Consider the following 12,043-nt stretch of genomic DNA (forward strand, 5'->3'; position numbering starts at 1 on the left):
ATTCCTCATTTATTACTAAGATTTATTCGATAACATAATCGTCTGGTATTTTGACACCTTTTTTCTCTAAACGTTTTACCAAAAATCCGATATAAATCGGCAGTAAAATTGCTGTAGTAACAGTCGATGCTGCAACCTGTACTGTCGCAAGATCAACGTGTGAAGCAAAGCTTGCACTTGCTACTGCAATCGCTGCTGGTGTAGCTACTGCGTTACCCGCTGTAGAACCTTCGGCAGCACCTGCAATTGGATTCCATTTAAATGCTTTGAACACGAAGTAACCTGCTGTACCAGTTAAGAAAACAGTTGCTAGCCCTAGAACAATACCTGTTAATCCACCATCAATAATTGCTGCAAAGTCAATTCCCATACCTAATGCAAACGCAAAGAACGGGATTAACATCGAGCTACCTTTATCCAAGAACTCTCGCATTTCTTCATCCAAGTTACCTAATACCATACCAACAACAATTGGTAATAACACGGCAACAAATGAAACGAAAGAAAACAATCCGTCAACAAATCCCATAGCCCCAAAAATAGACAGTGCTACCATTGTAAAGAATGGTCCATCATTTAATGCAAGTAATGAATACGCGGCACGGTCTGTTTTATCACCGTATTGTCCAACAAGTGCCACATATAGACCACCATTACTATTAGTCATAGCCGCAATAATCGCAATTGGTGCTAAACCTAACCATAATCCATTATCACCTGCGAACATATACGCAATCAAACCGATTGCTGCTCCTACTAACCATTTCGTTGTAAGCAATGTAGCACCTTTTCCAAGACTTACCCCTACATTGCGAAAATTAATTTGTGCCCCTGTACATAAAAGAAATAGTGCGATAAGTGTACTTGCCCCATCAACAAATAATGCTTGTGTAAAATTCCCAATTCGTAATAAATCAGGTGCAATGGTATTAAGTGTTGCAGCGAGCAACAACGGCACTACCATCATACCTCCAGGAATTCGTTCGATTGATGCTTTAATCTTCATTTTAAATCCCCCTCGTTTGTCTATATGTTTAATAATTAAACGTTTGAAAATAATAAAAGCGTTTACATTGATTATCATAAAATATATTGATATAAATTGCAACATAATTATACTTTTAAATTTTACCAGTATAATTAAGTGTTGCAATTTTAAACAACACATTAGAAAAGGCTGGATTTTTCTTGTAAAAAAAAGAGACCCTTTATCAGGATCCCCTACATTTGTTATTGCTTTAATTTTCGCCATAGCGTCGACCGATTTATACCTAATCGACTTGCGGCTTTTGACTGATTATTGCCTTCTTCCTTTAATACCTGTGTGATTATTTTTTGCTCAATCTCTTCCAATGTACCATCAAGCGCCAAGCTTGCACCGTCTCTATTATAGTTATCCATCAACTCTTCCACGTGTGAGAGCTCGATATAATTTGACATCGACATCAGACTTAGTTCTCTAACTACCTTTTTTAACTGAAAAAGATTGCCACCCCAGTCAAATTGCTTTAAATAGGCAACAGCTTCCGATTTCATTCCAACCGTTTCATTGCCATTTTCCGCATGCAATTCGGTCAAAAAGTAATCAACAAACTCACCAATGTCCTCTTTTCTCGCTCGAAGCGGAGGTAAATGTAATGGAAAAGCGGCTATTTTTTGGTAGAGGTTTTCATCCAATGCACCATCCTGCATAAGATCATCAAGCGGTTCACTAGATGTTACGATAACCTTCAACGATTTTGGTATATTACGTACTATATTATGAAAGCTATCCTGTCTTTCAACAGGTATAGAATTCACATCCTTTACTAGAATGGTTCCCTGTTTAAATGCTACTAATTTATCCTGTATGTCCGCTAACTCAGAAATCTCTTTCGGCAATTTTTTTCCGTCTATCACAATAATGGGTGCACGTTGGCCGAATCGTTCAAAATGGATTTCCTGCGCGATAGTGAATCTACCTGTTCCTTGTTCACCAATAATACTTATAATCTCATCGGATTTTGCATAGTTTCCTATATTTTTTCTTAATCGCTCCGCCTGCTCACTACTCCCAATTATGGGTTTATGCACTGGATGATTCATAACGCTTATTGCCTTAGCCTGCGTATTCCTCAAAATAGAATGAATGGTTACGCCAACAATAGCATCCGACTTACTAACCAAATAAGCTTGTACCTCGTATACGACATTATTACCTTCTACCTGAGCCCATTGCGTCGATTCAAATTCCAATACCCTTTTGATAATAGTAGCAATCGCAGGAGTCATCATCACTTCACTTAGTTGATTATCCTGTTCATACAATAGATTTTTATCAATAACTTCTCCATTACCATTCAGCAAAACCGTTGGATAGGGAAATGAATGAAACGCCTCCTGGAAATGATAGAAATGATTATTCACTCTCCGGAAAAAGTTGTATACCCGCTTCCCTTCTTCCAAAGCATCCATAACAGCTTCTTTCCCAGATGTTATTAAAACCCCACGCAGTCCAATCTGTTCCGCAACTTGAACCGTAATAACATCTCCAATAACAACAGCGAAGCCTTCCTGTTTCAACGTTTCCAAGTGATCCCGCACTTCATCCCTTGATTGAATGGTTATCATTTTCACGTCAAATTCTAATATGTTACAAATCGTAGCCGCTCCTTGCGAAATATTTGCATATCCAACAAGTGCTACACCTTTTTTAATTCCACGTATGAGGGTGAAAACGCGCAGCATATCATAACCAGTAATCTCAATATGTACCACGGGGATAGACACAACATCCTGAATCATAGAAGCCGTTCCACCACGACTAATGATTAATTCATATCCTTGCTTTTCCGCTAATTGAGCTGCCTTTGCACCTTCTTCTAAGTTAGCTATGGTAACGTCTAACTGTATATCAGCTGGTGTATCAATCTTCTTAGCCGTTTCTGCTAAACCTGGATACGGAGCAATTAATAGCGCTTTTATCATCGAACATCCCTCACTTGTTGCATTTTTCAACATATTTATTATGACATATTGAGAGGGAGATGTCATGTAGATTGAAAGACATGTTCATATTTTAATACCTGTAAAAATAAGCTCTCTGAGTTTACCAATTAGTGGCCCGAATGGCATGGTTTCTCGCCCGAGTTCTATACATCCCGGCCCGAGTCCCGTGGTTCCTTGCCCGAGTTCTACACATCCTAGCCCGAGTCCCGTGGTTCCTTGCCTGAGTTCTACACATCCTCGCCCGAGTCCCGTGGTTCCTTGCCCGAGTTCTACACATCCTCGCCCGAGTCCCGTGGTTCCTCTCCCGAGTTCGATACACTCCCGCCCGAGTCGCACGGTGCCTAGCCCAAGTGCCGTAGTTCCTCGCCTGAGTTCGACACAACCTCGCCCGAATTAAACCTGCAATTTCCCGCATCTATTCCATCACGCAAAAATTCGCCCTCTAACAAATGAAAATACCATTATCATCATTATATATAACACTGACGCCACTTCCACTGCATAGTGGAGATCGAAGACAACAAATAACATCCGAAATACAATATAAACAGGTACCAGTAATGCAAAAACGATGTACATCGCATACATGATAACCTTATATTTACCCGATAATAATTTCGACGTTACCTGTTCACCATGTTTAGTAGTACAATACAACATAATTAGTAACGACAAACCAAATATACCAAAAAACACGAAATAGTTTAGAAAGAACACGACAATATTCCTTGTAAATGGAAATAAATTATCGGTTGAACCTAATATCCAACACATCAGTTCTCCGATAGTATAAATTGATAAACCTAGTGCTATTCCTGCAATATGATAAGGTCCCTTCATTTATTTCTCTCCCCTTTTGTACAACCCCTTTTTTAAAGTCTATTCATTTCCTTTAAATTTAGGAGTACAAAATGTGAGAGACTAAAACAGAAAAAGCTGCCTATTCCAAATGGAATAAACAGCTATATATAATTAATCCCGCATCAATTTCTCCAAAAAGATAATTAACGCTTTTCTATTATGAATGTCTATTAGATTGTATATATGACTCACATAGTCCCGTATGGTTTTCTCACTCAGGTTGAGCTTGTTAGCTATTTCATTGTTTTTATGCCGACGTAAAATGAGAAAGAGAATATCAATATATCGATCTTTAATATCGAATCCTAGATCCTTTAATTTCGTTTTCAAAAGTTGCTTTTTATATAAGTGACGCGTTTGAATTTCATTAATCAACGTTTTAGCTATTTCCCCAGAGAAAACATATTGTCCCTTACTCACATTAACAATTTCAGTAATAATTTTCTCAGGTTCATGTCGCTCCAATAAGTAACCATCTACATTGTTCTCTATTCCATCAATGATAAGCTCTTCGCTATAGGTTTGAAAAACGTATATCACTTTTATTTTGCTAACTGTTTCTTTCAGCATACCAACAAGCATATTTACATTATTTTCCATTGTTGTACATAAAAGAATAATATCTGGCTTTTTTTGTGCCACATCTTTTAGAATGACGCTTTCATCAGTTACCAGACCAATAAAATCTACTTCTTCTTGGCGCACTGATGTCAATTTATCGTATAAATTTTGATTACAATCAATTAATAATACTTTTATCATTTCGCGTCACTCCATCTTGCTTCTTCTAATTAGTGTATCATTACCCATAATACCCTATACTCTTTATTTTTATCGGACTTTTGTCGGATATTATGTAGCCATTTTTTTAAATGTTGAAAGAGTTGTAACTTTGACCTTTACTTCAAAATAAAGAATTAGGTGTTTTGAATCTTTTAATACATAGTCTATGAATATTTCATATTGAATAGGAATAACTTTCCTACAGGATTAAAAAGAAAAGTAATAGATCTTGTTAATTTTGTACATTAACTTACTATATCAAAAAGAGAAAAAAACAGTTGGAGTGGCATCATACTGCACGTATGCATAAAAATAATAAAAAACAAATAATTGTAACCTTTGCTGAATAAACTATAAACAAGGGGGGACGACTATGAAAAAGAAAATTATCCTATTAACAATTGGAGCTTTTCTACTGGGAAGCACTGTAACGTTTGCAGCAACCAATTATTATGCGGACTTATTGGCTAATCAACAAGGACAAATGGAAAAAATAATTGAGCAGAACTATGACGAACAACATAATAATATTAGTAAGCAGATTCATAACGATATGATTACTTTGGTACAAACGGAAAGAGACAGAATTTTAAACGAAATAGAGTCTTATTTGAATGCTAAGTTAGATAAATCTCATCAAGACAAAATGAATGAACATTCTAGAGCAATTCAAGCTGAATCAGAACGTATATTAAAAGAATTGAAAGCTAAAGTTGACGAACTAGTTAAGTAATACATTATCCCTTCCACATTGGTAGGGGTTTTTTTATGCCTATCTCTTATGCTTATACTTAATTTGTTGAATGATGTCAAAATGTTTGTTTTAATGATAACTATACTTTAAAAAAATTCATATAACTTAAACTGAAACCTAATTCAAAAATAATTAGCAGAAATCAAGCTCATCGTAACACTGTTTAGTGGTAACAAGGTCTTCGATAAAAGATTATAAATATGGTTGGCAGAATAGCCTAAAAAGTCAGGTGTCATTTATGAATGATTATATCAAAACAATGAGAAAAATGGTTGGACATGAAACTTTATTAACTGTAGGATGCGGAGCAATAATTGAGGATAAAATAGGGCGATTATTATTGCAAAAGAGATCTGATCATGGAACTTGGGGAATACCTGGAGGCATCATGGAAATCGGTGAAACATTTGAAAACACAGTCAGAAGAGAGGTTTTAGAGGAAACGAATCTAACGATTAACAAATTTGATTTGTTCGGGATATATTCAGGTGAGAATGGTTTTGCACAATATGCTAATGGAGACAAAGTTTTTAGTGTTCAAATTATATTCTATACAAACGATTATACAGGGTCTATTCAAGCTAACCATGAAAGTAAAGAATTAGCTTTCCTTCATAAAAGTGAGGTTCCAAAAAGCCTAAATGCTCATCAAGCCCCATTTATTTTGGATTGGATTAATGAGTTAAATATCCCTGTAATAAAATAATGTAATTGTTAAAATCTATAAACTATCCAAACATGTGTCTGTCATCAAGCTCAATTTTTAAAAGGCTTTTGTACAGACACTTATTTGGTTACTAGCAATAAAATCGCTTTTTCCTCTTTGCGTTTTAGTTCAGATTGGTAGCTCTTGCATAAACCTTCGATCGCTAAGTTTGATTAGAACGGATACAAGTGCAATTAATATCCAAGCATCCTCACTTAACCATGCCCCGCAACTTCCTCCTAGCTTCTCGACCCCAACTCTTCACCGCATCACAACTAACACCCTCCTGTTCGGCAATCTCTTTAATCGACTTACCTTCTTCAATATAAAGCTGTAGCCATTTTCGCTGATTCTCTGATAATAGATGCCCCGCTTGATCTAGCGTATATTCCTCACCCAAGAAATCCTCCGCAACCATCATAATTGGATAAGCAGTTTCACTTCTAACATAGTAATTTCCATCTTCAAGTCTTTTCTTTTGCTCTTGAATAAAAGATTTCTCCACATGCTTTGCACGTTTTTGCTTTCGAATTTGATCAATCAGCCGGTTACGAATCGTATAATTAAAGTACGTTGCAAGTGGTCCTTTATCTGGCTGGTAAGTTTCATATGCATTCCACATCGCAAACAACCCTTCATGGAAATACTCTTTATGTGGGTCACGTAATTTTAATTTATGAATATAATAATGAATTCGTCGCTCATTTTGCTGCATAATTTCCTCAAATGAAATCTTCTCTTTATCCATCAAAATCCCCCGTAATCTAATAAAATATCAGCAATGATTAAAATGATTATAGAACATTTGTTCGATTAAATAAAGCTATTTTTACTAGATTCATCCGACATTATTCGACAAACCCGTCTTCTTCCTCCTCATTCCTGCTAACAGCCGTTCCATCTCTTCTTTTTCTGCAGCCGGATCCAGCACCTCCATCATAGCAACGCTTTCTTGTTTGCGCTTCAATTTTTCCTTTTGTTTCTGTTCCCTGAACCAATCCGGTACGACTTCTCCCGTTCCTCTGTATGAATACGGTTTTTTATCTCGCTCAACACGAAATTCAACCTCTTCCGCCTGAGCTGCTTCAACCCCGGTTATCCCCTTTTTTGCCCACGCCTGCAAAATACCTTTTACATATCCCCAATTTCCTTTACCTTGCTCCAACGCCCGTTTCATCGCATGTAAAACTAATGGCTCTCCTAAATTAGAAACCCATTGGATAATATCATTCGAAACATACGGATTGATTAAACCAAAATTGTCTTGGAAAAACGAAATCGCGTCTGTAGTAGTTGTTATTTCATTTTGTTTAATTTCTTGTTTCTGTTTATTTAATGCGTTCACATTGTCGTCCATTTTGTGGTCCACTTTTTGAACATATTGTTGATCAGAATTAAGCCCATTCTCATACAAACAAACCATCTTATACAATGCAGACTGATTCCCACCCCTAGAAGTCACAATTATAAACCCATTTTCTACTAATTCTGTTCGTGCCCGTTTGAAGCTGCTATCATTGCTTAGGCCAGCTTTATCTATCAATTTTGAAGCCGCAACCGTAAATTCTTCCCGCCACCCCAATTTATTATTAATATCCGTTAACGTATACCAAAGTGAGCGCGCATTTACCGAAATCGGCTCCAAATCAATTCTAAAATGAAATTCGTTTAGTTGCTTAATATAGTTCATCTTCAAGCCCCTTACAAGGTTATATTTTTTCCTATTACTATAATCGTAGAAAGTACCCTATTAGGTGGCATCGAAAATAAAAAAATATTAAAAAAAGAGCAAACTTTTGTCTGCTCTTCTTCATCTAATGTATCTACAATGCGTTTTTTAATTCATCTACCATATCATTACCTAATTGATAGTTTGAATATGCTTTTTTCCAATCCTTAATATCTTCTATATTCTTCGCTTCTACATAATAGGATTTCAATTGTTTCAACCAATCATGCACAGCTTCATATTCTTTCGTTTTAGGTAATACATCGTTAATATTTTCTAGCTTGTAATCAATATCTGATTGTACCCTATCCCAACCAAATAAGCCTTCTTTGTTCGGGTCATCATACTTAATATATTCCTGCATGCGTTTTTCTGCTCGTTCTTCGTTTGTTAGATTCGGGTATTTAGGTTCTAATCCAATTGATTTTCCTCTTACTTCTCCCAAATCAGTTTCTTGATCTAACCTTGTGTTTACTAATGTTTTTACCAATGCTAATGATTGTGTACCGAATGCTTCTCCAACATTATCTACGTTTTTAAAATGAATTATTGAACGTACTCTTTTTGCTTCTTTTTCAATCACAAATCCATTCTCATAGTAGACTAGATTTTCAGGGTTTAGATCGTCCTGTGAAAGTTTATCTCTACTTTCGCCTTCGATTCTATTTTCCTTTGGAAGTTCGAAATCTGATAATGTTTTTACGACACTATCGAGGTTGGTGTACATTTGTTTTTCCTTTGGTTTGTCCTGTTCCTGCTGATCTTTCGTTGGACTTTCTTTCGTCTTATTGTTGGCTGTTGCTTTAGATTCTGCTAAATCATCGGATGTCTTATTTTCATCATCGCCGCCGATAGCCAACACAACTGTCGCTATTCCTACTATCAAGATAGCAATACCAATAACCGATACAAACCTTCTCATTTAACAAATCTCCTTTTAATGATTGTAATATAATTGTAACATACTTAATGGAAAAGTTTTCTTAACTATTAAAATGACATATCATTTTAGGAGTATCCAATTTAATGAGGCGACTGAATCTGTTCTATCGGACTATTAAAAAGGGACAAATGAGATTTTCCAAAAAAAGACGATCTCAACATGCCTTATTTTCTATTGTAAACTTTCAAAATCTCTGACCGTATCATCTCATCAATTTCCTTAGTAGTCCCCTTCCAACATTTCCACAACGCAAAAATACCGGCTACATAATATACTCGGTGCCTATCCGTTAAGTTTAAATCATGTATGTGATAATGTATCAATTTCTTATACCTTTTGAAAAACGATTCAAAAGTTAACTCACACTCACGTTCTACTTTCATTTTTCTTTCCACCCATCCAGATTTAAACTCCGATTATCTATAGTTACAATCGATGAAAAAGTTTAACAGGTGGCATGGGGCCAATATTTCTTCTAAATGATTCAAAAACAAAATAAATTCTACAAACATAAAATGTCCAATACCCTCAAATTATGGTATTGGACACTTTTTTAATAGTATATTCTATTGATTCTTTAAAGCATTACTATATTTATTTAATAGCACATCTAATTCCTGCGATAGGATCAAGACCCTTGAATCACTTGAATTCTTTTTATACGCTTCATACATTTCTAAACGCTTTTTTTCAATTTTCTTTTTTAGTTTCATGATGTCTTCCACTCTATTATTTCCCTTCCACTATATGAAACAGATTCTTAAGTATGCGGAGAATTATTCATCCAAATAACTTCTCTTATTATTTGTAAACAACATCCTATCAAATTCAAATCAATACGTATAATTTTTAACAATTTAAATTTTCAAGTTATCGTATTTTTTCATGACTATTTACCCATAAATGAAAAATAAAAAAACTTAAGGTAGTACCTATCTCTTTGCTCGATGGCAATCTACTTTATGAAGAGATATTTGGTATATATATACCCAAATTGATCATTTATAAACTTTTCCGTTAGTCCGAAACCATTGGTGTCACTTATTCTACTAGAAATAACAGATAAATAGAATTGTGTTAAAATAAAAATACACATATAATATGATTCCATAAGGACGGTAATAAATTTGAATAATTTAATCAAAACGTTTGAAGAAGCACGTAACTACTTTCCAAGTCTAAACGAACAATACACTGGACGAAAAGCTTTATTCTTTGATAACTCTGCAGGGGCTCAGGTGTCAAACTTTGTAATAGACCGCGTACATGACTTCTACATCAATCGAAATGCACAAAAAGGTACGATATTTAGCCGTACCGAGCACATGCAGCAAACTATTATGGAAGGAAGACAGCTTGCTGCTGATTTAATCGGTGCTCGTGACCACACGGAAATTGCCTTTGGCTTGAATGCAACAAGTTTCTTCCAGCTTTTTGCCCATCATTTAGCTCGCGATTTACATAAAGGTGACCATATTATCGTAACCGAAGCCGATCATCACTCAAATGTAGATCCGTGGGTTGAACTTGAAGAACGAGGTATTCATGTTCATTTATGGAGAGTGGATGATGATGGTAATTTAGATTTTCAGCAATACGAAGAACTATTATCCTTATCACCAAAAATTGTTGCGGTTGGTTGGGCGTCAAATGCAACTGGAACAATTCATGACATGAAAAAAATTACGAACATGGCACATATAGCTGGTTCACTAGTTGTAGCTGATGGGGTGCAAGCAGCAAGCCATATGCCCGTTGATGTAAAGGATGCAGGTGTGGACTTCGCTGCCTTTTCAACCTACAAAATCTTTGGGCCACATATGGGATTTTGCTATATTAACCGTGACAACTTGCAGAGGTTAGATGGTTTCCGAATTAAAAAAGAACTAATGAAAGACGCTTATTTCTTCGAAGTAGGCACGCAGAATCATGAAGGAATCGAAGCATTTATCGGCTCAGTGAATTACTTATCGCAACTTGCTCAGGATGCCGAAAAAAATGATCTTTTAATGGATGCTAGTCTATTTTCCTCTTCATGTTCAGAAAAACGCCAGGAATTAATTACAGCAATGCATTGGGCACATGAATACGAGAAAGAACTTTCTCACTACTTTTTGCAAAAACTGAAAAACTATCCCGACGTTATATTGTACGGAAAAAATATCGACGAAATAGACCAACGTGTTCCCGTTTTTTCTTTCAATATCAGAAAGCTACGTGCAGAAGACGTGGGATCTGCTTTAAATGGATTAGAAATTGAAGCAAGAACCGGTAATTATCTTGCCATTCAGTTAATGAAGCGGCTTGCCCACGACTTTAATGGATCCGGACTTCGCGTTAGTCTCGTTCATTACAACACGTTGAAAGAAATTGATTATTTCTTTGAATGTCTGGATAAAGTCTTAACAGAATTTACTTCATAACAAAAGCGCTGATTTCAGCGCTTTTTATCTTCTAAACATAATAACTCAATGGTTTAGGTTTACCTAAGAAATAACCTTGTCCGTATATAACATTTATGTCCATCGCTTTTATTAAATCTACTTCTTCTTCAATTCCTTCCAAAATCACAACCGTGTCATTCTCTAATAAATCTTGCATCAACTTTATAACTTGTTGCTTTTTGTGATTTCTCGATAAATCTTCCGAAAAATACCGATCTATTTTAACATAGTCTGGTTTAAGCTCGACCAATGAACGAAGGTTGGTTGTACCTTTTCCAACATCATCTAACGCTATTAAAAATCCTTGTTCCTTCAGTTGTGAAACAACAACACTTAAATTACTCAAGTCCTTCATTTCTTCTGCCCGATTAATTTCAAATACAATCGAACTAGGATCAATTTTTAGGCTCTGTAATATTTGATCTAAATTAGAAGTAAAAGCTGGATTCGTTAACGTAGATGGAAATACATTTATAAATAAGGGGGAGTTCTCCATGTAAGCTGTGTCCCGTTTAAATGTCACAAACGCCATATAAATGGACTTCATATCCAAATCGAATAATCGATTTTTTTCACTTGCGTAGCGAAATAAAGAGTCAGGACAATCAAATAAATCAGCACGGATTAAAACCTCATACCCATATATTTCATGTTTTCTCAAATCAACAATTGGCTGTATCACATGATAGAAATCTATCTCGCTTATGATTCTGTCCAACATAAATTTTTCCATAGATAAGCTCCTTCAGTTAACGAGTTATCATCACCCTTTTCCTTAAATTGTTTTAGGTTAAATGAGTTAGTAGTAACCGTCACATCAGTATAACGTATAAAG

General features: G+C 35.6%; 12 protein-coding genes. 3 read left to right on the top strand and 9 right to left on the bottom strand.

All coding sequences use genetic code 11. The features are described 5' to 3' along the window. Positions 1-22: 22 nt before the first annotated feature. From ACY9Z2_RS00570 to ACY9Z2_RS00585, 4 genes are all read right to left on the bottom strand, one after another. Complete coding sequence (locus ACY9Z2_RS00570) at positions 23-1,006, bottom strand: 2-keto-3-deoxygluconate permease (RefSeq protein ID WP_463607647.1); 984 nt, start codon at positions 1,004-1,006, stop codon at positions 23-25. A gap of 224 nt (positions 1,007-1,230) precedes the next feature. Further along, entirely contained in the window at positions 1,231-2,967 is a 1,737-nt protein-coding gene (locus tag ACY9Z2_RS00575) for a PrpR N-terminal domain-containing protein (RefSeq protein ID WP_463607648.1), read from the bottom strand. A 444-nt stretch (positions 2,968-3,411) separates the two neighbouring features. Continuing rightward, positions 3,412-3,828, bottom strand: a complete 417-nt coding sequence (locus ACY9Z2_RS00580; protein WP_463607649.1) for a hypothetical protein — start codon at positions 3,826-3,828, stop codon at positions 3,412-3,414. A gap of 132 nt (positions 3,829-3,960) precedes the next feature. Beyond that, a complete protein-coding gene (locus tag ACY9Z2_RS00585) occupies positions 3,961-4,611 on the bottom strand; it encodes a response regulator transcription factor (RefSeq protein WP_463607650.1) in 651 nt (216 codons plus the stop codon). A 394-nt stretch (positions 4,612-5,005) separates the two neighbouring features. On the opposite strand from ACY9Z2_RS00585, the gene ACY9Z2_RS00590 reads away from it, so the two are divergent. Then, a complete protein-coding gene (locus ACY9Z2_RS00590) occupies positions 5,006-5,365 on the top strand; it encodes a hypothetical protein (protein WP_463607651.1) in 360 nt (119 codons plus the stop codon). Between the two features lie 259 nt (positions 5,366-5,624). Next, entirely contained in the window at positions 5,625-6,092 is a 468-nt protein-coding gene (locus tag ACY9Z2_RS00595; RefSeq protein ID WP_463607652.1) for an NUDIX hydrolase, read from the top strand. A 211-nt stretch (positions 6,093-6,303) separates the two neighbouring features. Here the strand turns inward: ACY9Z2_RS00595 and ACY9Z2_RS00600 are convergent, their stop codons facing one another. The 4 genes from ACY9Z2_RS00600 to ACY9Z2_RS00615 all read right to left on the bottom strand — a co-directional run bounded on the left by ACY9Z2_RS00600 (position 6,304) and on the right by ACY9Z2_RS00615 (position 9,489). Beyond that, positions 6,304-6,840 (bottom strand): RNA polymerase sigma factor, encoded by a 537-nt coding sequence (locus ACY9Z2_RS00600; protein WP_463607653.1) that lies wholly within the window; start codon positions 6,838-6,840, stop codon positions 6,304-6,306. Positions 6,841-6,930: 90 nt separating this feature from the next. Then, positions 6,931-7,782 (bottom strand): DnaD domain-containing protein, encoded by an 852-nt coding sequence (locus ACY9Z2_RS00605; protein WP_463607654.1) that lies wholly within the window; start codon positions 7,780-7,782, stop codon positions 6,931-6,933. Positions 7,783-7,915: 133 nt separating this feature from the next. Further along, complete coding sequence (locus tag ACY9Z2_RS00610) at positions 7,916-8,743, bottom strand: hypothetical protein (RefSeq protein ID WP_463607655.1); 828 nt, start codon at positions 8,741-8,743, stop codon at positions 7,916-7,918. Between the two features lie 587 nt (positions 8,744-9,330). After that, positions 9,331-9,489: an aspartyl-phosphate phosphatase Spo0E family protein gene (locus ACY9Z2_RS00615; protein ID WP_463607656.1), complete on the bottom strand. Its 159-nt coding sequence runs from the start codon at positions 9,487-9,489 to the stop codon at positions 9,331-9,333. Between the two features lie 402 nt (positions 9,490-9,891). On the opposite strand from ACY9Z2_RS00615, the gene ACY9Z2_RS00620 reads away from it, so the two are divergent. Then, a complete protein-coding gene (locus ACY9Z2_RS00620) occupies positions 9,892-11,187 on the top strand; it encodes an aminotransferase class V-fold PLP-dependent enzyme (protein ID WP_463607657.1) in 1,296 nt (431 codons plus the stop codon). 31 nt (positions 11,188-11,218) lie between these two features. Here the strand turns inward: ACY9Z2_RS00620 and ACY9Z2_RS00625 are convergent, their stop codons facing one another. Next, positions 11,219-11,941, bottom strand: coding sequence for an EAL domain-containing protein (locus tag ACY9Z2_RS00625; RefSeq protein ID WP_463607658.1), 723 nt, complete (start codon positions 11,939-11,941; stop codon positions 11,219-11,221). Positions 11,942-12,043 lie beyond the last annotated feature (102 nt).

This window comes from Virgibacillus sp. GM2-2, from assembly GCF_055329585.1.